Annotated in this window: 23 protein-coding genes; 14 read left to right on the top strand and 9 right to left on the bottom strand. The window is 64.6% G+C overall.

All coding sequences use genetic code 11. The features are described from left to right. Positions 1–31: 31 nt before the first annotated feature. The 9 genes from QZ650_RS04785 to argH all read right to left on the bottom strand — a co-directional run bounded on the left by QZ650_RS04785 (position 32) and on the right by argH (position 8,985). A complete protein-coding gene (locus QZ650_RS04785; protein ID WP_292519671.1) occupies positions 32–1,771 on the bottom strand; it encodes a DUF2070 family protein in 1,740 nt (579 codons plus the stop codon). Between the two features lie 85 nt (positions 1,772–1,856). Continuing rightward, a complete protein-coding gene (locus QZ650_RS04780; protein WP_292519674.1) occupies positions 1,857–2,747 on the bottom strand; it encodes a carbohydrate kinase family protein in 891 nt (296 codons plus the stop codon). Beyond that, on the bottom strand, positions 2,744–3,082 hold the full coding sequence (locus tag QZ650_RS04775) for a DUF555 domain-containing protein (protein ID WP_292519676.1): 339 nt from the start codon (positions 3,080–3,082) through the stop codon (positions 2,744–2,746). Before QZ650_RS04775 ends, QZ650_RS04780 begins: the two co-directional genes overlap by 4 nt. A 20-nt stretch (positions 3,083–3,102) precedes the next feature. After that, a complete protein-coding gene (locus QZ650_RS04770; protein WP_292519678.1) occupies positions 3,103–3,630 on the bottom strand; it encodes a nitroreductase family protein in 528 nt (175 codons plus the stop codon). Next, on the bottom strand, positions 3,617–3,973 hold the full coding sequence (locus QZ650_RS04765) for a hypothetical protein (protein ID WP_292519680.1): 357 nt from the start codon (positions 3,971–3,973) through the stop codon (positions 3,617–3,619). Before QZ650_RS04765 ends, QZ650_RS04770 begins: the two co-directional genes overlap by 14 nt. A 56-nt stretch (positions 3,974–4,029) precedes the next feature. Beyond that, positions 4,030–4,338 carry a DUF5350 domain-containing protein gene (locus QZ650_RS04760; protein ID WP_292519683.1) on the bottom strand — a complete coding sequence of 103 codons (309 nt, stop codon included), beginning with the start codon at positions 4,336–4,338 and terminating at the stop codon, positions 4,030–4,032. An 80-nt stretch (positions 4,339–4,418) separates the two neighbouring features. Then, positions 4,419–6,278 carry a Glu-tRNA(Gln) amidotransferase subunit GatE gene (gatE, locus tag QZ650_RS04755; protein WP_292520105.1) on the bottom strand — a complete coding sequence of 620 codons (1,860 nt, stop codon included), beginning with the start codon at positions 6,276–6,278 and terminating at the stop codon, positions 4,419–4,421. Then, positions 6,278–7,507 (bottom strand): Glu-tRNA(Gln) amidotransferase subunit GatD, encoded by a 1,230-nt coding sequence (gene gatD / locus QZ650_RS04750; protein WP_292519686.1) that lies wholly within the window; start codon positions 7,505–7,507, stop codon positions 6,278–6,280. Before gatD ends, gatE begins: the two co-directional genes overlap by 1 nt. Next, the gene (gene argH, locus QZ650_RS04745; protein ID WP_292519689.1) at positions 7,507–8,985 is read right to left on the bottom strand and encodes an argininosuccinate lyase; all 1,479 of its coding nucleotides are present in this window, start codon (positions 8,983–8,985) and stop codon (positions 7,507–7,509) included. The genes gatD and argH overlap by 1 nt, the downstream gene beginning before the upstream one ends. 392 nt (positions 8,986–9,377) lie before the next feature. On the opposite strand from argH, the gene QZ650_RS04740 reads away from it, so the two are divergent. The 14 genes from QZ650_RS04740 (at position 9,378) to QZ650_RS04675 (ending at position 20,803) form a co-directional block, all read left to right on the top strand. Then, a complete protein-coding gene (locus tag QZ650_RS04740) occupies positions 9,378–10,364 on the top strand; it encodes an ABC transporter substrate-binding protein (protein ID WP_292519691.1) in 987 nt (328 codons plus the stop codon). 134 nt (positions 10,365–10,498) lie between these two features. Continuing rightward, positions 10,499–11,275: an ABC transporter permease gene (locus QZ650_RS04735; RefSeq protein WP_292519694.1), complete on the top strand. Its 777-nt coding sequence runs from the start codon at positions 10,499–10,501 to the stop codon at positions 11,273–11,275. A gap of 1 nt (position 11,276) precedes the next feature. Then, entirely contained in the window at positions 11,277–12,038 is a 762-nt protein-coding gene (locus QZ650_RS04730; protein ID WP_292519696.1) for an ABC transporter ATP-binding protein, read from the top strand. Between the two features lie 61 nt (positions 12,039–12,099). After that, positions 12,100–12,612: a 50S ribosomal protein L16 gene (locus QZ650_RS04725; RefSeq protein WP_292519698.1), complete on the top strand. Its 513-nt coding sequence runs from the start codon at positions 12,100–12,102 to the stop codon at positions 12,610–12,612. Between the two features lie 102 nt (positions 12,613–12,714). After that, the gene (locus QZ650_RS04720; protein WP_292519701.1) at positions 12,715–13,554 is read left to right on the top strand and encodes a fumarate hydratase; all 840 of its coding nucleotides are present in this window, start codon (positions 12,715–12,717) and stop codon (positions 13,552–13,554) included. Further along, the gene (locus QZ650_RS04715; protein ID WP_292519702.1) at positions 13,551–14,111 is read left to right on the top strand and encodes a FumA C-terminus/TtdB family hydratase beta subunit; all 561 of its coding nucleotides are present in this window, start codon (positions 13,551–13,553) and stop codon (positions 14,109–14,111) included. The genes QZ650_RS04720 and QZ650_RS04715 overlap by 4 nt, the downstream gene beginning before the upstream one ends. Continuing rightward, on the top strand, positions 14,108–14,380 hold the full coding sequence (locus QZ650_RS04710; protein ID WP_292519703.1) for a ferredoxin family protein: 273 nt from the start codon (positions 14,108–14,110) through the stop codon (positions 14,378–14,380). Before QZ650_RS04715 ends, QZ650_RS04710 begins: the two co-directional genes overlap by 4 nt. Then, complete coding sequence (locus tag QZ650_RS04705; RefSeq protein ID WP_292519705.1) at positions 14,377–15,477, top strand: 2-oxoacid:acceptor oxidoreductase subunit alpha; 1,101 nt, start codon at positions 14,377–14,379, stop codon at positions 15,475–15,477. Before QZ650_RS04710 ends, QZ650_RS04705 begins: the two co-directional genes overlap by 4 nt. After that, positions 15,474–16,262, top strand: a complete 789-nt coding sequence (locus QZ650_RS04700; protein WP_292519706.1) for a thiamine pyrophosphate-dependent enzyme — start codon at positions 15,474–15,476, stop codon at positions 16,260–16,262. Before QZ650_RS04705 ends, QZ650_RS04700 begins: the two co-directional genes overlap by 4 nt. Then, positions 16,259–16,798, top strand: coding sequence for a 2-oxoacid:ferredoxin oxidoreductase subunit gamma (locus QZ650_RS04695; RefSeq protein ID WP_292519708.1), 540 nt, complete (start codon positions 16,259–16,261; stop codon positions 16,796–16,798). The genes QZ650_RS04700 and QZ650_RS04695 overlap by 4 nt, the downstream gene beginning before the upstream one ends. Continuing rightward, positions 16,795–17,868, top strand: a complete 1,074-nt coding sequence (locus QZ650_RS04690) for a succinate--CoA ligase subunit beta (RefSeq protein WP_292519709.1) — start codon at positions 16,795–16,797, stop codon at positions 17,866–17,868. Before QZ650_RS04695 ends, QZ650_RS04690 begins: the two co-directional genes overlap by 4 nt. Then, complete coding sequence (sucD, locus tag QZ650_RS04685; RefSeq protein ID WP_292519710.1) at positions 17,865–18,731, top strand: succinate--CoA ligase subunit alpha; 867 nt, start codon at positions 17,865–17,867, stop codon at positions 18,729–18,731. Before QZ650_RS04690 ends, sucD begins: the two co-directional genes overlap by 4 nt. Next, positions 18,728–19,540, top strand: a complete 813-nt coding sequence (locus QZ650_RS04680; RefSeq protein ID WP_292519712.1) for a diadenylate cyclase — start codon at positions 18,728–18,730, stop codon at positions 19,538–19,540. Before sucD ends, QZ650_RS04680 begins: the two co-directional genes overlap by 4 nt. Positions 19,541–19,600: 60 nt before the next feature. Further along, complete coding sequence (locus tag QZ650_RS04675; RefSeq protein WP_292519713.1) at positions 19,601–20,803, top strand: methionine adenosyltransferase; 1,203 nt, start codon at positions 19,601–19,603, stop codon at positions 20,801–20,803. Positions 20,804–20,929: the final 126 nt, after the last annotated feature.

Here is a 20,929-nt window from a genome sequence, read left to right as displayed (position 1 = left end):
GTATCAAAAGAAAAATGCCGGGTATTCTGCCCTACTGGAGGGCGATGTAGACGAATACCGAGAGCAGGAACGCAAGGAGGAGGATCATGAAACTGATCGGGGCGATGAACGCGAGCATCGCGTTGACGGTGCTTGCGAGCTGCGAGACCCGTTGCGACCCGAAGACGACGATCCCCTCGCACGAGGCCGTCGTCGCCCCCACCCGGGCCGCCGAGAGGTCGGCGACCGCCTCACCGACCGCCTGCTCGACGTACGGGACGATCTCCTCTGCCGGCACCCGGTAGCCGACCGGGTTCTTCCCGCTGACGGTGTTGACCGTATGCGTATCGGTGGTCATGATCTCGGCCTCATCTGCGTGGTTGAGCGCCACAGACAGCAGCCGCTCCCGGACACCCGGGGCCATGTTGTTCCCGTCGATCAGGACGTACGCCGCCCGAACCCCCCCGACCTCGGTCGCCAGCACCTGCACACCGAGCGACCCGAACCCCTGCTCGCGGCTGAACGGGACCCGGACATGCGAAACCCCGACTGCGAACGGTTCCTCCGGAAGGTCCCGCACGACCCGGAACCCTTCCCGTGCTGCGGCGATATACTCCGTCGCTACCCGCGTCGCCGGGAGGACCGGAGAACCCACGCTGGTCATGCAGTTGTGGGCGTCGACGAACGCGACCTCCGAGAAGGCGCACCTCCCTTCGCCCATGATCGCGAGGCCTATCGAGTAATCGAGATCCTCTGTCCGCTCCGGGGACCGGGTGCTCACCATCAGGAGAGCGTCCCCGAACCGCTGGCAGAGGATCGATACCGATCCCGATCCGACCCGAACCGGGCGGCTCGCGGTGCCGGAGAAGGTGAGTTCCTTCCGGGACGCCGCGACAGCGCGGGCGATCTTCTCGATCTCGCTCTCTGAGACCAGGTTGAAGTCGTGGGTGGCGCAGCCGTGGGCGACCAGCGTCTCCTCGGAAAACCTGTCATGAAGGATCCGGGGCAGGTTGCCCCCGCCGACGTCGCCCATCGGCCCGGGGTGAACGTTCGGGACCGTGAAAAGGGCGTCCTTCCCCGAACTGCGGGAGAAGAAGAGCGAGACCTGCGGGACGTAGACCTCCTCGCCAATCTCGCGGAAGAAATCCTCCATCCTCTTTGAGCCGTCGGTCAGGTGGGCGATGAAGGTGTTGAGGAAGTTGAGCCCGCTGATCTGGAACGCCCGTCTCAGCGGCCGCTCGATCAGCCAGATCAGGAAGACGATGACCAGCCCGAAGACCACCTGGAGGAGGAGGGCGTAGGGAACGAACCCCGGCGTGAAGAACCAGGCACCTACCGCTATCCCGGCTGCGCCCTGGAGAAAGGCGGGAAGAACCATCCGGGTGACCCGGTAGTCGGCCACGGCCACAAGGACCAGCAGCCGGAGGCCGGAGGTCAGGCCGAGGGCGACCGCGTAGAGGGCGGGGAAGATCCCCCGGCCGAAGGTCAGGACCGGCGAGAGGCTCAGGATAACCGAGAGGACCGTGCAGGCCAGGGCGAGGAGGGCCGACCGGTTCCAGGTGATCAGCCGGCCGGAGGCCCGGACCAGCGGTACGGTCAGCAGGAAGGCGACCACTGCCGGAACCGAGAAACCGAGGGTGCCGAGCAGGAAGAAATCGGGTCCCGCCCGGAAGGTGGCGGCATCGATGATGAAGCCGAGCACAGCGATAAGCGCAAGCGACCGCGGCCAGGAGGGGGCCGAGAAGATGTAGCGAGTGAGCCGTTCGACACGAACGTCGGGGCCGGACTCCATCTCAGACGCCCCCGGATGCCGCTCTCTGGCCGGGGGCAGGGGCCGGCATCATTCTGCCGGCAAATTGCACGTTATACCCCATAACTCAGGTAAATATTTCCCCGGGCTCGCCAAAGACTTTCCGGTACCGTTCAAGCATTTTGTCCCAGTCAGGGAGGTTCGTCTGGGTGCCCGCCTTCTCGACGACAAAGGACGAGACCACCGCCCCCGCACGGCAGCAGTCGACCGGCGCGTAGCCCCGCTCAAACGCCGTGAGGAAACCGGCCCGGTAGCCGTCGCCGGCACCGGTGGGGTCGACGGCGTTCACCCGGACGGCCGGAATCTGGTGCTCCTCGCCGTCCATGCAGAGGACGCTCCCCTCCGCCCCGCGGGTCGTGACCACCATCGGGACCGACGCAACGAGTGCGTCGCGTTCCAGTCCCAGCATGTCGCACATCCGGTCCATCTCGTGGTTGTTCGAGAAGAGGATATCGATGTTCGCGAGGATGATCTCGAGTTGGTCCGGGGTGTAGCGGAGCAGGTCCTGTCCCGGGTCAAAGGAGGCAAACTCGCTCATCTGGGCTACCCGGACATTGAAGTCGGGATCGGCCGTCGCCATGTGGACGAAGTCAAGGGCGGGTGCCTCGGCCGTAGCGAACGCAACGGACGCCCCCCACTCAAAAAAGGTCTCCTGGTCGCCGGCATCGTCCGTAAAGACGAATGCGGTCGCGGTCCGGGCCTCTTTGACCAGGGTGAAGTCCTGCATGATCCCGAGGTTGTGCATCCAGAGGTCGTAGTCGCTGCCCGGGAAGTCCCCGCCGACCGAGGAGACCAGCCGGCACCGCTCGCCAAGCGTCGCAATCCCGGCCGCGATGTTCGCCGCCCCGCCGCCGAAGTAGATCTTGTGGTCGGTGATGTAGGTCGAGTTGTGTCTTCCGGGGATCTGCGGAACCCGGAAGAGGTGATCGATGGCAGTATGCCCGACGACGGCGATCATAGTTCCTGCACGTCCTGGACTTTCAGCGGGACATCGCGCAGCGCTTTCCCGACAACCGACTTTGCGATCCGGGACGCGTGTTCACCGGACTCCGCACGGAAGACCTTCATCTGGAGCACGAGCCCGACAAGGGCGGTGTTGGCAACCACCAGGGCGGTGTTCAGTTCTCCCTCGCAGAAGGGGCAGGCGATCATCCCTGCCTCGATCTCCACAAACTTTGCCGAAGGGTTGAGCCGTTTCCCTGCCTCGCTGATCGCGATGCTCACGGCATCGTCCATAGACTTGACGTCTTTAATTATCCACGCTGATTCAAGCGTAACCAAATAATCCGGCATAATCTCTCCGAATAGATGACCTACCAGGTCTCACGATGCAGGTGCTCTTCCACCGGCATCCGCGTCATGGGTTCGAGCGGCGGTGTCCCCCGGCCGACTGAAAGGAGCGCGACAGGACGGACGTGTTGCGGGAGGCCAAGGACCTCACGGATATCGTCGTCGTTGAACGCCCCGGTCCAGCACGAGTGGAGACCCCGGGCATGTGCCGCGAGCATCATATACGTGCAGGCGATGGCAGCATCCTCGAGCGCGTAGAGGATCCCCCGGTCCCCGTAGTGCGACATGGACCGGATGTAGTTCGCACAGACCACGAAGACCGCCGGGGCTTCGCGGATATGCTGCTGTTCGAGGGCCGCAAGCGCAAGGTCCGTCCGGAGATCCTCATCGGTGACGACGACGACGTCCCAGGCCTCACGGTTGCCGGCGCTCGGCGCCGTGCTCGCACAGGCGAGGATGTAGTCGATATCCTCCGGATCCAGCGGCTTCCCGGAGTAGTCCCGGACCGACGACCGTGCTTTCAGGAAACGGAGCAGATCAAAGGAGTTCATGCTCTCTGAGCGTATCCCATGCGGTCTGGGCTGCAGTCGTGGCGGCGCTGACGGCTCTCGCTATCCGTTCCGAAGCGGTGCCCAGTTCCATGCTCTCGGTCAGACTGATCGCCTCGTTGAGATGATTGATGGCCGTCTTAAACTCACCGAGTCCCGTATCGCCATAAGCAAACTCGAGTTCCGAACGGATAGACTCGAGCACCATCACGAGCATCCGCTTCCCGCCTGGTTTCTCCTGGATTGGGAACTGGATCAGGGCTGTTATCAGCTGTGATCCGACAATCAGCTCGGATTTTGCCCGTTCGGCAAACTGATAGGTCCTGATGGCGGTTTTAAGATCCATACCACATACTGGAACTCGCTAGTATAAAAAGTATTGAAGGAGAAGAGCGGGACGGTTTATCTGGATTTCTGCTTGGTCCCGAGAGCCGACACCTTGGCGCGCCGGATGCTCCGGCGTACCCGCACGTCCATCGTGGGAGCGCCGCCGCCGCCTCTGCCGCCCCGGCCCCTGCCGCCCCGGCCGCCACGTCCACCACGCCGCTGGTCCTGCCCTTCACGGCTCGCCCGCTTCTGGATGGCCGCTGCCGGCTTGAACCGCTGGTTCGGGCCGGGTTTCTTCACTTCGCCTTCACTTGCAGGGACGAGTCGGATCTGCCCCTTCACGCCCTTAACCTGGGCCCACTGAACACTTCCTGTCTTTCCCATGATAAAACTCCTTTATATTTATGCACAGACCGGCTGATAAAAGTTACCTGGAGCCGGCCGGGGCCGGCCAGTACCGGGGGTCAGGAGATCAACCGCTTGAGCTCGCGCCGGAGGGTCTCGCTGACGACTTTCCCATCCACGCTCCCCCGGAGTTCCTGCATGACAACGCCCATCAGGGGACCGAGCGCGCCCATCCCTTTCTCGCGGGCAAATGCCTCACGTTCGGTCACGATACGGTGGATGATCGCTTCCACGTCCGCCTGCGAGACGGCGGGCCCCATCTTCTCGATGGCCACGTTCACGCGGTCTTCGGGCGTCCCGGCACCCGCACCCGCCGTCTGCGCGAGTTCGGTGATGAGGTCCGGGATTGCCTCCTTGGCAGCCCGGCCGGCCTCGACGGCCGAGAGGAGGAGGAGGAGTTCCTCTTCGCTCACCTGGCCGACGGCCACGCCGTCGCGGGCGAGCTCCCGGCAGGTGGCAAGGAGCGTCCGGGCCGCGAGGGTGGGGCGGACACCGGCGGCGACGGCTTTCTCGAAGAGCGGCAGCCTCTCAGAGAACGCCACCTGCCGTGCCAGCGCCTCGTCGAGCCCGAACTCCCTGACGAACCGCTCCGCCCGGTCGGTGAGGAGTTCGGGGACGGCGATCGCATCCCAGCGGTCGGCACCGATCGTGACGGAGAAGACATCGGTCTCGGGGTACATCCGGGCAGCCCCCGGGAGCGGGCGCATGTAGGCCGTGCTCCCTTCTTCGAGCATCTTCCGGGTCTCCTCGGGAACACCGGATAGGGCCATCTCTGAGCGGATCAGCACCTGCTCGATCGCACACCCGGCACGCTCTCTCCCCGCCGCCACGATGACGACCGCGTCGTTCTCTTCCGCGCCGACGAACTCCCGGAGGCGGGCCACCTCTTCTGCCGTGACGCCGTAGGCGGGGAGCTCGTCGGTGTGGAAGATCCCGCCGACGCCGCACTTCTTCGCGTAGTCCGACATCTCGCTCCCGAGACGGCGGCCGGGCTGGATCTCCCACCCGACAAGCCCCGCGAACCCGCAGAGCCTGACGGCCAGAACGGCTTTCGCCTTCTTTAAGATGGAAGATTTCGTCTCGCTAAAGAGGGTCGTGACGTCGACGACGGTATGGTCCACCCGGGCGCCCCGCTCCCGGAGTTCATCGCGGATTGCAAGGAGGTTCGTCTGCCGCTCGACCTCGCGGCGGACCACCTCGGCGATGAGGGCGAGTTCCTGGACACCCTTGATCTCGACCCGGGCGCCGCCGGCGATCGAGACGTTGATGTCCTGCCGGATCGTCCCGAGACCCCGTTTCACCCGGCCTGTCGAGCGGAGGATCATCCCGATGTACTCGGCGACCTTCTGGACGGCCTCGGGGGTGTGCATACAGGGAGCGGTGGTGATCTCGACGAGCGGGATCCCCAGGCGGTCAAGGGAGAAGGTCTCGTCCTCTACCCGCTGGGCCGCCTCCTCCTCAAGGCAGATCGTCTCGATCCGGCAGCCGTCAGGAAGCGCGCCGGAGAGCGCGACGAGCGCCGTCCGCTGGAACCCGCTGGTGTTCGAGCCGTCGATGACGAGTTTCCTCATCGTATGCACCTGCTCGACGGGGGTCATCCCGAGCATCTTTGCTATCGTGAGGCAGACGTCGAGCGCCTCGGGGTTCATCGGGGCCGGAGGCTCCTCGTCGTGCTCCACCAGGCAGACGGTATCGTAGGTGTAGTAGCAGAACTTCCGCACGAGCCGCATCTCCTCCCGCGCCGCCCGGTCGATCTCCCCGAGCTCGCTCTCCGTCGCCCGGAGGTAGCGGTAGAACTCCCCCGTCCGCTCGGTGGTCTCCCGGAGACAGGTGGGACACCGGCAGAAGAGTTTCTCGGCCGTGTCGAGCTGCTGGTGGATCTCAATACCGGCCTTGAGGCCGAGTTTCTGGTAGTCCATCATATCGACCTCCGCCGGATCTCGCCCGCAAGGTCGGTCCGCATCAGCAGCCCCGCCCGTTCGGGGTCCGGTTCATTCCCGAGCACCCACATCAGTTTGACGAGCGCCGCCTCAGGGAGCATATCCTCGCCCTCGATGACGCCGGCGGCAAGAAGGTCCCGTCCCGTGTTGTAGACCCGGTCGCAGACCCGGCCGTGGAGGCACTGGGAGGTCATGACGACGGTCGTCCCGCTCTCGATCATATCCCGGAGCGGGGCAATCCACTCCGTCGCCACGTGGCCAAGCCCCGTCCCCGATATGACCAGGCCCTTATAACCCTCGAAGGCGTCAAGGACCGCAGGGGGCATCCCCGGGTAGAAGTGGAGGAGAGCGCAACGCTCCTCGAGCGCATCGCGGAGTTCCGGCTCCTGTGCACCCCGCCGGACCGCCTCGTCCGAGAGGGTGACGGAGAGGGAGGGGTAGTCGACGTAGCCGAGCGGCTCCATCCCCATGCTCTGGAAGGCGTCCCGCCGGGAGGTGTGCATCTTCCTGACTCTCGTCGCCCGGTGGACGGCGCACCTGTCGTCGTTCGTCGTCGCGTGCATCACCACCGCCACCTCGCCGAGGTCGCCGGCGGCAACGGCGGCGCTGCAGAGGGCGTTCATGGCGTTGTCGGAGCTCGGGCGGTCGGCGGACCGCTGCGACCCGACGAAGACGACCGGCACCGGCGTCTTGAGCATGAACCTGACCGCCGCCGCCGAGTAGGACATCGTGTCGGTGCCGTGGGTGACGATCACCCCGGCAACACCGGCCCGGATCTCGTCGTAGATTGCCCGGGCGAGTTCCTGCCAGAGGTCCGGGCGCATGTTCTCCGAGAGGATGCTCGCGATCTGGCGGTCGCGGTAGCGGGCGATATCCCCGAGTTCGGGGATCGCCCGGAGAATGTCGCTTGCCGAGAACTGGCTCGTCACCGCCCCCGTCCGGTAATCCACCCTGCTCGCGATCGTCCCGCCGGTGGATATGATGGCGAGGTCCGGGAGGTCGGGGTTCTGGACGACGACCCCTGCGCCTGCCGGCGGCTGCGGAGCCGCCCGTCCGACCAGCTCGATCTTCTCGGGAGACGTCCCGATGTTGTAGCCGTTCTCCAACTTGACGACGGCCATTCCGTCGCGTTTTGTAATGTAGGTGCCGGTGAGGGCGGTCCCGCCGTTCACGTAGCGCACCAGGTCTCCGGTCTGCAATGTCTCCATTATGCTGCCAGCCTCCGTGATTCAAGGATAAGGTCTTCAAACGCGCTCGATAGTGCCGCGTCAACCTCCTCCGCCCATGCCGCGTCGCGGGCGAGGAGGTCTCTCTGCTCGGAAAGTTGCACCGCGACCGCCGCGGGCGCCGGACCGCCGGTGATGCTCCGCACGGCAACGGCATGAGCCGGGTCGAGGACCGCGGCGATCTTTGCCTCCGTCAGTCCCAGGTCCATGACCGAGAGGCCGGCGGCCTCCTGTGCTGCGGCCTCGACGGTGGCGAGGTCGAGCGACCCGTGCCTGACCGCCCGGCCGACGATGCGGTGGGCGGTCCGGAAGGCAAGTCCGTACTCACGGACGAGGACGTCGGCGAGTTCCGTTGCTGTGGAAAAGCCCCTCCCTGCCTCGGCGGCCATCCGCTCCGTCTGGAAGGTCGCGGTGCCGATCATGCCGGATAGCAGCGGGATGCTCTGCCGGGCGGCCGCGACACCCCGCCAGAGGTGCACCGTCAACTCCTGGAGGTCGCGATTGTAACTCATGGGGAGGCCCTTCACGATCGTGATCGCCGCAGCGAGTGCCCCGGCCGCCGATCCGGCCTTCGCCCGCATGATCTCCGCCACGTCCGGGTTCTTCTTCTGGGGCATGATCGAGGAGGAGGAGCAGTAGGCGTCGTCGAGCTGGACGAACCCGACGAACGCCGTGCTCCAGAGGACGAGTTCCTCGCAGAGCCGGCTTGCCGTCGTCATACAGACGGAGGCGTCGGCAAGCACCTCGATCGCGAAGTCCCGGGCGGCGACCGCGTCCATGCTATTTGGTGCCGGGCGGGCGAACCCGAGGAGCCGGGCGGTGTAGGCGCGGTCGAGGGGGAAGCCCGTCGAGGCGAACGCCGCGGAACCGAGCGGGGATACGTCCACCCGGGCATACGCTTCACGGAGCCGGGCAGTGTCCCGCGAGAAGGCCTGCTCGTAGGCAAGGAGGTAGTGGGCCAGCGTCGTCGGCTGGGCGTGCTGGAGGTGGGTGAACCCCGGCATCACCGTCTCCGTATGGGAGGCGGCGACGTCGAGCAGGGTCCGGCGCAGATCGGTGAGCGACCGGACGAGTGCGATGATCTCCTGCTTCAGCCGAATCCTCACGCAGGTCGCGACCTCGTCGTTGCGCGATCTGCCCATGTGGAGGCGGCCGCCGAAGTCCTCGCCCACCCGGTCGATGAGGTAGGCCTCTTTGCCCGCATGGATGTCCTCGAACCTCTCGTCGAACGCCTCCTCCGGGAGGCCGTGGTCGTAGAGGTCGAGGAGCGCCGCCATCAGCGCCCGTGCCGGGGCCTCGTCGATGATCCCCTGCCGCGAGAGGCCGAGGAGGTGTGCCATGTCCACGAGGAGGTCCGCCCGTGCAATCCAGCGGTCGGCTTCCATCGATGCAAGAAAGTGCTCGAGATCGCCTGAACGCTCGCCGGAAAGACGGCCCTGCCGAATCTGATCCGTCCGCATCCTATCAACAGTCCTGTCTGTACCGTTTGGCCGGGAAAGAGATTAAAACCACGCCCGGGGTGACGGAAGGAGATGGGGTGTCATGCGCCTGCTTTCTACTCAGAGGCAGTCATACTTTGGCGATCCCATCCCCACTCTCGCCCCGGAGCACAATCCTCACTCCCTGGCAGACCGCTCCGGCAACCCGCCGTGCACCCTCATCTCCGGCCACCCTTACACAGGGAGTATGTTCCCGGTCGACCTCCCGGGCCCATGCGGATCACCCATGTAAGAGAATTAATGATAATGAATTTGGCTTATAGTATAAAATGCACCGTAATTTTCGACAATACTATATACGGACAGCGTGAAGATTACACCGTATACCATTGTAATATCTGGTGGAGATACACATGAGACCGATTACTACAGTTCTTCTGGCCGTGGCCCTCGTCACGGCGCTCATACTCGCCGCCGGGTGCACGGGCACCGGTACCGGCGACGTGTCGCACCTGCGGATCGGCTACCAGCCCAGCACCCATCAGGTCGCCCACGTGACCGCGATGGAGAATGGATGGTGGCAGGAAGACCTCGCACCCCTCGGCGTCACGCAGGTGACCGACTACCAGTTCGGCACCGGCGCGCCCGAGATGCAGGCGATGCTCTCCGGCGATATCGATATCGCCTACGTCGGCTCCGCCCCGTTCATAGCGGCCGTCAGCAGCGGGCTTGACGCAAAGATCATTGCCGCAGTGCAGACGCAAGGATCCGACCTGGTGCTCCGGAACGAGGTCCCCTACTCGACCCCCGCCGACCTCGTGGGCAAGAAGATCGCCACCTTCCCGCCGGGGACCATCCAGGACACCATCCTCCGGACCTGGCTTGAAGAGAACGGCGTCGACCCCGCAAGCGTCACCATCGTCGCCATGGACCCCGGCGCCGCCACCACCGCCATCTCCGCAGGCCAGGTCGACGGCGTCTTCCTGCCCCACCCGTCCCCGTCCGTCATCGCGGCCGAGGGCACAGGGAGGACCGTCGTGCAGTCGGGCGATATGATGAAGGACCACGCCTGCTGTGTTCTCGTGGCGAGCGGTTCCTTAATCCGCGATCACCCCGAGATCGTCGATCAGATCGTGAAGACGCACATCCGGGCGACGGAGTATAACCTCGAACACCAGGACGAGGCCGCAGCCCTCTACGCAACAAAGACCGGGCAGGATATCGAGACCGTGAAGGCATCCTTCAGGGACTGGGACGGCACCTGGACGGCTGACCCGCACGTCATCACGACCTCGGTGGTCGACTACACGAACCTCCAGTACGAACTCGGCTACATCGACAAACCCCTCACAGAGGCCGACCTCTTCGACCTCTCGTTCTACGAGAAGGCCCGGGCATAACCCGGGAACCCTCCCATTTTCTCTTCCAAAAGTATCTTTTACGGCGATGCCGATGAAATAGGAGAGAAGATCCCGGAGCGGACAGGCCAATCCTCCGCTCCGGCAGTATTACTCTTGAGCAGCGGAATAAAGACATGAACCGACAGACACAGAAACGACTACTCGGCGTTGCAGCGCTCGTCATCGCGGCGGTGATCTGGCAGATCATCGCCGAATACGTGGTAGGCCGATCCTTCATCCTCCCGAGCGTCACCGACGTCGCCAGCGCGTTCGTCAATCTCCTCGGGTCCGGCACCCTTCTTGCCGACCTCACGGCAAGCCTCGAACACTTCGGGATCGGGCTCATAGCGGCGCTCCTTCTCGGCGTCCCGATCGGGATCCTGATGGGATGGTTCCGGGTGGCAGACTTCCTGCTCGACCCGATCATCGAGATCCTCCGCCCCATCCCGCCGCTCGCTTGGATCCCGTTCGCAATCATCTGGTTCGGGCTCACCACCCAGGCGGCGGGCTTCGTCATCTTCGCGGGAGCCTTCTTCCCGATCCTGACCGCGACCTACTCCGGGTTCCGCGACGTCCCGAAGGTCTTTGTCGAGGCGGGCAAGGTGCTTGGGTGCGACACCTCCCTTGAACTGATCCGCCACGTCGCCCTTCCGGCCGCCATCCCGGCGATAGCCTCCGGCATCAGGATTGCGATGGGTGTCGGGTGGATGTGTCTCGTGGCCGCCGAGATGTTCGGCGTCTCGAACTACGGGCTCGGCTACCAGCTCTGGCACAACTACTACCTCCACCAGATGCCCAACGTCGTCGTCTACATGCTGATCCTCGGCTTTGCAGGCCTCATCATCGACCGCATCTTCAGGAACTACGTCGAACGACAACTCCTGCGGTGGCGGGCAGGGGAGGTGGCCTGATATGAGCGGAGTTAAGATCACAAACGTCGGCAAGGCCTTCCCGAAGGAGGACGGCACTGCCACGCAGGCGCTCGCCGGCGTCAACCTTGAGATCAGGGACGAGGAGTTCGTCTGCCTGGTCGGGCCGTCGGGGTGCGGGAAGACGACGCTTCTCCGGATCATCGCCGGGCTTGAGACCGCGACCACCGGGGACGTGACCGTCGACGGCCGCCCGGTCACCGGCCCGGACCCGAAGCGGGGGATGGTCTTTCAGGAGTACTCCCTCTTCCCCTGGCGGCGGGTGATCGACAACGTGGCCTTCGGCCTCGAGATGAAGGGGGTCGGAAAGGAGGAACGCCGGAAGACGGCCGACCGCTACCTTGAGATGGTCGGCCTCTCCCAGTTCCGGGACGCCTATCCCTATGAACTCTCCGGCGGGATGCGGCAGCGGGTGGCGATAGCACGAGCGCTCGCAAACGACCCCGATGTCCTCCTCATGGACGAACCGTTCGGGGCGCTGGACGCGCAGACACGGAACAGAATGCAGAGAGAGCTCCTCTCCCTCTGGGAACAGACGAAGAAGACGATCGTCTTCGTCACGCACAGCGTCGACGAAGCGGTCTACCTCTCCGACCGGATCGTCGTCCTCTCCCCCCGGCCGGGATCGGTCCGAGAGGTCATCGAGATCCCCTGGTCCCGGCCGCGAGACCGCACCAGCGCCGGGTTCGCGGAGGTCCGCCGGAAGGTGCTTCGGATGATCGACGAGAGTGAGAACACCCAGTAAGGTTTATTAGAGGAGATCTCAATTTTATAAAGCACTCATAGATCGGCAGGAGTTTTTAACAATGGTACGAAAACCAGCGAAGATGTACAGGAATCTCGCAAAGAAAGCATATACACGCAGAGAATATATGGGCGGCGTCCCCGGGAGCAAGGTCGTGCAGTTCGATATGGGCAACCTCAGCCAGGACTTCCCGGTCGAGTTCTCGATCGTCGCCGAAGAGACCTGCCAGATACGGCACACGGCCCTTGAGGCCGCCCGTACCGGCATCAACCGGCAGCTCCAGAAGGAGGTCGGCAGGGCAAACTACCACCTAAAGATCCGGACCTTCCCGCACCACGTTCTCCGTGAGAACAAGCAGGCAACCGGTGCAGGTGCGGACCGTGTCTCGGAAGGCATGCGTCTCGCCTTCGGCAAAGCCGTCGGGACCGCGGCACGGGTGGAGAAGGGCCAGAAGGTCTTCACCGTCTGGACGAGCCCGCAGTACGCTGAGAAGGCCAAGGCCTCCCTCAAGCGGGGCATCTACAAGATCCCGACTCCCGCAAGGATCGTCGAAGAACGGGCAGCAACAGCCTAAAAACCCGACCCGTTCCATCCATTTTTCGGGGAGTGCCTCGCAGACGGCAGATCCGATACCTGCGGGAATATAGATTTTTATATTCTCTTCCCACCAGTATACATGATGGTTAATCCGGCAGATTCGACGCTTCCGGGCGCACTGGCAGACGCCACGGAGAGGGCCTTAAGAGAGGCGGAGATCCGGCTCCCTCAGGACGTCCTCGCGGCGCTCACGAGGGCGGCGAGTGCCGAGAGGAACGAGATCGCGCGGCAGGAGTTTGCCAACATCCTGGAGAATATCGCACTCGCAGAGGAGCGGCAGGTGCCGATATGCCAGGACACCGGCGTGCCGGTGATCTACCTCACCCTGCCTCCCGACGTCCCGTTCTCCCCCGCCCTCTTTGAAGGGGTGCGGGAGGGGGTGCGCCGGGCGACGGCCACGATCCCGCTCCGCCCGAACGTCGTCGATCCCCTTACCCGGGAGAACACCGGTGACAACACCGGTCCCGGGATGCCTGCGATCCACATCATGCCCGGGGACCGGCTCACCGTAACGGTCCTCCCCAAAGGCGCGGGCTCCGAGAACGTCTCGAGGATCGGGATGCTCCTCCCCTCGCAGGCGGGGGAGATCAAACGGTTCGTCGCCGAGACGATACTCATCGCCGGGGGCAGGCCCTGCCCGCCCGTGATCCTGGGCGTCGGGATCGGCGGGACGTTTGATATGGCGGCAGCCCTTGCAAAGGAGGCCCTGCTCCTCCCGGTCGACACCATGGATGACTACGAGCAGGAACTCTGCGACGCGGCGAACGCCCTCGGGATCGGACCGATGGGGCTTGGCGGCGATACGACGGCGCTCAGCGTGAAGGTCAAGCGGGCGGGCTGCCACACCGCATCCCTCCCGGTGGCGGTGAACGTCCAGTGCTGGGCCTGCCGCCGTGCAACCGTGGAGGTGGAACGGTGACGGACCTTGTGACACCCCTCGGCGACGAGGTTCTCGCGCTCCGGGCGGGGGATACCGTCACGCTCTCCGGGACGATCTACACCGCCCGGGACGAGGCGCATCTCCGGATGATGGAGGAGGGGATCCCCTTCGATCCCGCGGGCGCCGCGGTCTACCACTGCGGCCCGGTGGTGCAGGGCGATCGGCTCGTCGTTGCCGGCCCCACCACATCCGCCAGGATGAACACGCTCACGGGATTCCTCATCGACGCGGGCGTCCGCGCCCTCATCGGCAAAGGCGGCATGGGGCCCGAAGTGGTCGAGCAACTCCGGGGGCGCGCCGTCTACCTCGCGCTCACGGGCGGGTGCGCGGCGCTCGCCGCCGCCCGCATGAGCCTTAAAGGCGTTTATTTTGAAGACCTCGGGATGGCCGAGGCGGTCTGGGTCATCGAGGCAGATCGCCTGCCCCTGACGGTCGGGATCGATGCCCACGGCGGTGATCTCTTCGAGGTCGTACGCGGGAAAGCGAAAACACAATTTCACCAGCAATTCAATAGTAAACAGGATACCGTCTCATGAAACTCGTCATCGATGAAAGCCGCTGCAAAGGGTGCAACCTCTGCGTGCTGGTCTGCCCCTACGGGATCTTTCAGGAGGGGAAGGAACTCAACAGCCGGGGGATCGTCTCCCCGGCGCTCAACCGCCCCGAACGGTGCACGAACTGCAGGCTGCAGGCCCTCTACGGGCGGACGCTCTGCGGGGTCTGCCAGATGATATGCCCCGACCAGGCGATCACCTGGGTCGAGGAGAGGCCGTTCGAGCCGCACCGGGTGGAGGTGGAATTTTGAGCAGAACGGAGTTCATGCAGGGGAACACCGCCTGTGCGGAGGGGGCGCTCGCCGCCGGGTGCCGGTTCTTCGGCGGCTACCCGATCACGCCGTCGACCGAGATCGCCGAGACGATGGCCAGGAGACTCCCCAAGGCCGGCGGGACCTTCATATCCATGGAGGACGAACTCGCGAGCATCGCCGCGGTGATCGGCGCCGCCTGGACAGGGGTCCGCGCCATGACCGCAACAAGCGGTCCCGGGTTCTCGCTGATGATGGAGAATATCGGCTACGCGGCCATGACCGAGACGCCGTGCGTCATCGTCAACATCCAGCGGGGCGGGCCGAGCACCGGCCAGCCGACGCGGGCGGCGCAGGGGGATATGCTCCAGTGCCGGTTCGGGTCGCACGGCGACTACAGCACCATCGCGCTCACCCCGAACTCCGTCCAGGAGATGTTCGACCTGACGGTGAAGGCGTTCGACCTCGCGGACCGGTTCAGGGTCCCCACATTCCTGATGTCTGACGAGATCGTCGGCCACATGCGGGAACGGGCGACCATCCCCGACACGGTCGAGATCACTCCTCCTCGCGCGCTCGCGGAGGGCAGCCTTCCATACGAGGCCGGGGAGGATGGGATCCCCGGGTTCGCACCCTTCGGCTCGGGAAGGTTCGTCCACGTGACCGGGCTCACCCACGACGAGCGGGGCTACCCGGACACGACCGATCCCGAGGCGCACGACAAACTCGTGCGGCGGCTGGTCACGAAGATCGAGTCGGCGCGGCGTGATATCGCCGATTACGAGGTCACAAACCCCGACGCCAAGACGGTCTTCGTCACCTACGGACCGCCGTCCCGGACGGTCGAGCAGGTGATGCGCGACCGCCAGGACGACTCGATCGGCCATCTCAGGCTCAGGGTCGTCTGGCCGTTCCCGGAGTTTGCTCTCGAGGAGTTCCCGAACGCCAGGGTCTTCCTGATGCCGGAACTGAACATGGGCCAGATGGTCCGGGAGGTCCAGCGCCACGTGGACCAGCCGGTCATCTCTCTACCAAAGATCGGCGGCGAACTCCACACCCCCGCCGAACTCGTCCGGGCACTGGAGGCATACCGATGATCGCGCCCGACTGGTTCCGGGAAGACCGCCTGCCCCACATCTACTGCACGGGGTGCGGCAACGGGACGGTCATCAACTGCACCCTCGCGGCGGTGGAGGAGATGGACTGGAAGCGCGAAGAGACGGTCTTCGTCTCCGGGATCGGGTGTTCGTCCCGGGCTCCCGGCTACATCCTCACCGACTCGCTCCACACCACCCACGGCCGGGCGCTCGCGTTCGCTACGGGCGTGAAGATGGCGCGGCCCGAGTTTAACGTCGTCGTCTTCACGGGAGACGGGGACCTTGCCGCAATCGGCGGAAACCACTTCATCCACGCCTGCCGCCGGAACGTGGACATGACCGTGGTCTGCATGAACAACCATATCTACGGCATGACCGGCGGGCAGGGGAGCCCGACGACGCCGCCGGGAGCCATCTCGACGACGACACCTTACGGCGCGAGCGAACCGGCATTCGACCTCGCGGAACTCGCCGTCGCCGCCGGCGCGAACTACGTCGCCCGCTGGACGTCCTACCACGTCAAGGAACTGACGAAGGCCGTCACGACCGGGATGCAGACGCCGGGACTCGCCTTTATCGAGGTGCGGACCCAGTGCCCGACGAACTACGGCCGCCACAACAAACTCAGGACCGTCCCGGCCATGATCGAGTATATCCGGAGCCACGCGATGCTTGTCGAGAAGTATAACCGCCTGACGGCGGAAGGAAAGCCGATCCCCGAGGGCACCTTCACCGTCGGGGAACTGGTCCGACGGAGCCGGCCGGCGATGGGGGTGCGGCGATGAGGCACGAGGTCAGGTTCTCGGGATACGGCGGGCAGGGGATCATCCTCTCCGCGGTCATCCTCGGGCGGGCGGCGGCGCTCTACGACAACAAGTACGCCGTCCAGACACAGGTCTACGGCCCGGAGGCCCGGGGCGGGGCCTCGATGGGGCAGGTAGTGATCGACGACGCCCCGATCCTCTACCCCGAGGTGGCGGACCCGGACATCTACGTCATCATGTCCCAGCAGGGGTTTGAGAAGTACGGGGTCAGGGCAGGGGAGGACGCGGTCATGCTCCTCGACGCTGATCTGGTCAGGTCGCGCCCGGTCTCCCGCTACTATGAGATCCCGGCGACGACGGAGGCGAAAGGCAACCTCGGCCGGGAGATCGTGGCAAACATCGTCATGATCGGTGCACTCGTCACGGCGACCGGGGTTGTGAGCAGGGAGGCGATCGAGCGTGCGGTGCTCGACAGTGTCCCCAAAGGCACCGAGAACCTGAATTTAAAGGCATTAAAGCGGGGATTTGAACTCGGAGAGAGAGCGTGTAAACTATGAAGATGCTGGAGTACGAGGCGAAACCTATCTTTTCAACGTATGGCATACCGGTCCCGAAGGGAGTCCTCATTCGGGCGCCGGAAGAGGTCACGGCACACCTGCCGGAGTTCGGCGACAGTGTGGTGATGAAGGCGCAGGTGGATGTCGGCGGCCGGGGGAAGGCTGGCGGCGTCCTTTTTGCTGACGCAACCTCGGCGGTCAGGACCGCCCGGGAACTCTTCTCGCGGGAGATCAAGGGTATCCCCGTGAAAGAGATCCTGGTCGAGGAGCGCCTCCCCATCGAGCACGAGTATTACGTCAGCATTGCCATCGACCGGTCGAGCAAACAGCCGGTGATCCTCTTTGCCGACGCAGGCGGGGTGGAGATCGAGAGCGATGTAACTGCCGTCCGTAAGGTCGTTGTATCTCCTCTCCTCCGGGACATCCCGCCGTTCCTGATGCGGGAACTCCTCGGCGGAGCCCCGAAGGAACTCGCACCCGTCATCAACAGCCTCTACCACGTCTTCCAGGAGAAGGACGCCATGCTCGCGGAGATCAACCCGCTCGTGACGACCCCGCGGGGGGTCTATGCGGCGGACGCAAAACTGATCGTCGACGACAACGCCCTCGCCCGCCAGGGGATAGAGGTCAACCGCGACCTCTCGGAGCGGGAGCGGGAGGCCGAACGGCACGGTTTCTCCTACGTGGAACTCGACGGGACCATCGGGGTCATCGGGAACGGTGCCGGGCTCACGATGTCGACGCTCGACCTCATCGAGTACTATCAGGGGCGGGCGGCGAACTTCCTCGACGTCGGGGGCGGCGCCGACCAGGAGCGTGTGAAGCACGCCGTCCGGCTCGTGGCGAGCATGCCGAAGGTCTCGGTGATCGTGGTCAATCTCCTCGGGGGCATCACCCGGTGCGATGAGGTCGCAAAGGGGATCATCGCCGCCGGCGTCACACCGCCGGTCATCGTCCGGATGGCCGGGACGAACGAGGAAGAGGGACGGCGGCTGCTTTCCGAGTGCGGCTACCGGATGCTTGAGAGCATGGATGCGGCCGTGAAAGCGGCGATGGAGGCGAGATCATGATCTACGGCGACAAAGACCTCGGGGTGATCGTCCAGAACATCACCGGCAGGCAGGGAACATTCCACACGGAACTGATGAACGCCTACGCCCGCGAAGTCGGCGGACGGGGCGTCGTTGCGGGGGTCGCGCCCGGCAAGGCCGGCCGGGAGGTCCACGGTGTCCCGGTCTACAACACGGTGAAGGATGCTCTCGCCGAGCACGACGCCACCGCAAGCGTCATCTTCGTCCCGGGAGGGGCCGCGGGCGACTCGATCATGGAGGCGGCGCACGCGGGAATTGATCTGGCCGTCGTCATCACCGAGCACATCCCGGTCCATGACGCCATGTCGGCGATCGCCTACGCGAAACTCCACGACTGCACGGTCATCGGCCCGAACTGTCCGGGCTTCCTCTCGCCGGGCGAGTGCAAACTCGGGATCATGCCGGCCCACCTTGCCACCCGGGGGGCGGTCGGCGTCGTCTCCCGGAGCGGCACCCTCACCTACGAGGTCGTCGACGAACTCACCCGCGCCGGTATCGGCCAGAGCACGGTCGTCGGGATCGGTGGCGACCCGGTGATCGGCCAGACGTTCGTGGACGTCCTCGCACGGTTCGAGGAGGACCCCCAGACAAAGGCCGTCGTCGTCATCGGCGAGGTGGGCGGGAACCTTGAGGAGGAAGGGGTCCGCTCGACCAGCCTCCCCGTCGTCACCTACATCGCCGGCGTGAGCGCTCCCCCGGAGAAGAGGATGGGCCACGCGGGCGCGATCATCGAGGGCGGCGAGGGCGACGCCCGCTCCAAGGTGCGGCGGCTTGCCGCTCTCGGGGTCCCGGTCGCGTCCCGACCGTCGGAGATACCGGGGCTTATCCGCGAGGTGTTATGAACGGCGACCTGATGCTTGCCACCGCCTGCGAAGTGGCGGTAAAGATCGGTGCCCGGGCAGTCGTCTCGTTTGTTGAGCCGATCCCGGTCATCCCGGATCTCCCCGATATCCCGATCATCCGGGTGCAGGAGCTCCAGCTCGACGTCTTAAAAGACCTCACCATGCACGACATCCTGGAGGTGAGCGAGCGGCATATGCTTGATGCTGCCGTCCATCTCTACCTCCGGCGAAACCTGGAGACCGGCCTCGTCGTCGGCGTCTTCCCCTACGCCATCATCATCTACGACATCGAGGAGGGGAAGAACTTCATCAACCTCAAGGACTTCTCCGACATCGCCCCCCGCGAGGTGCTCCACGCGGCCCTCACGCTGGCCCTCGAGATCGGGGTCGAGGGCCGGGAGGGGCGGGCTATCGGGACCGCGTTCATCATCGGGGATCCGGAGGAAATCTTCAGGCACTCCCATCAGGCGATCCTCAACCCCTACCAGGGGCAGCCGCCTGCTCTCCGGGACATCAAGAACAGGGACAACTGGGAGAGCATCAAGGAGTTCGCCCAGCTCGACGGCGTCTTCGTCATCGATAAGACCGGCGATGTGCGGTCGGCAGGACGTTACCTGGACGTCACCGGCCGGGGCATCTCCCTCCAGGGCGGTCTTGGAGGGAGGCACCGCGCAACCGCGTCGATCACGCACGAGATCCCGGCCATCGGGATCACCGTCTCCGAGAGTGGTGGTATGGTGCGTGTCTTCAGGGACGGCAACTGCAAGATCGGCATTCGTTCCGACATCCGTGTCAGGAGTGACGGTTAGAAATGGTTATATGAATTGCAATCATTTCTTTTATCATACTTTAGAACTACGGTGGATTTGATGACGAGGAACATCAGCGTAGAAGGGCTTGACCAGATCCCGATCGAGAAGCAGCGGATAGAACTGGTGGAGAGGAAGTGCCTCGGCCACCCGGACAGCCTCGCGGACGGCATCGCCGAGTCGATCAGCCGGGCGCTCAGCAGGGCATACCTGGAGGAGTGCGGCAGCGTCCTGCACCACAACACCGACCAGGGCGAGGTCGTGGCAGGGGAGTCGATCCCGAAGTTCGGCGGCGGCCGGATCACCAGGCCGATCTACTTCCTGATATCAGGCAGGGCCACAAAGACCTTCAACGGCATAAACATCCCTGCAGACGCGATCGCTGTCGAGGCGGCACGGGACTATATCAAGGAGATCCTTCCCGCCATCAACATGGACCGCGACGTCATCGTCGACTGCCGGATGGGGAAGGGGTCGACCGACCTGCAGGACGTCTTCCGGTCCTGCGAGGGGAAGGTTCCGCGGGCGAACGACACATCGTTCGGTGTCGGGCACGCACCCTTCAGTGAGGCGGAGAGCATCGTCCGCGGCGTTGCCGCGTACGTTGACAAGACGCTCCGCCCGAAGTACCCGGTCATCGGCCAGGACTGCAAGATCATGTGCCTGCGTGACGGCGATGCCATCACCCTCACGATCGCTATGGCGTTTGTGGACCGCTACTGCTCGAGCATCACCGAGTACATCGAGCAGAAGAACGTCCTGACCGAGCAGATCGCCGCCGTTGCACAGCAGTTTACCCGGAGAAATATCAACGTCGCCATCAACACCGCCGACGACCTTGATGCCGGCAGCGTCTTCCTGACGGTCTCGGGAACCTCGGCCGAGATGGGCGACGACGGGTCTGTCGGCCGCGGCAACCGCGCGAACGGGCTGATCACCCCGAACCGCCCCATGAGCATGGAGGCGACGAGCGGGAAGAACCCGATCAACCACATCGGTAAGATCTATAACCTTCTTGCGACACAGATTGCCCAGGACTGCGTCAGGGAGGTCGACGGCATCGAGGAGATGTACGTCCGCATGCTCTCCCAGATCGGCTACCCGATCGACCAGCCGCACGTGGCAAGCGCCCAGATCCTCACGAAGCCCGGCTACGACATCAAGTCCATCAAGCCCGACGTCGAGGCGATCATCGACGGGTGGCTGGAGAAGACACCCACCATCACCGAGAAGGTCATCAGGGGAGAACTCTCCACCTTCTAATCCTCTTCTCCAAACATTCTGGAGCTTGTAACCCATGAGTAAACCATCATCCCGAAAGCACGGGCCCGGACCCGGGCTCGTCCGTCTCGCCATCCCGAACAAAGGGAGGATCGCCGGCCCCATCAA

Source organism: Methanoculleus sp. (assembly GCF_020696975.1).
Classification (GTDB): Archaea; Halobacteriota; Methanomicrobia; order Methanomicrobiales; family Methanoculleaceae; genus Methanoculleus.
This window is presented reverse-complemented; position numbering and strand designations above follow the sequence as displayed.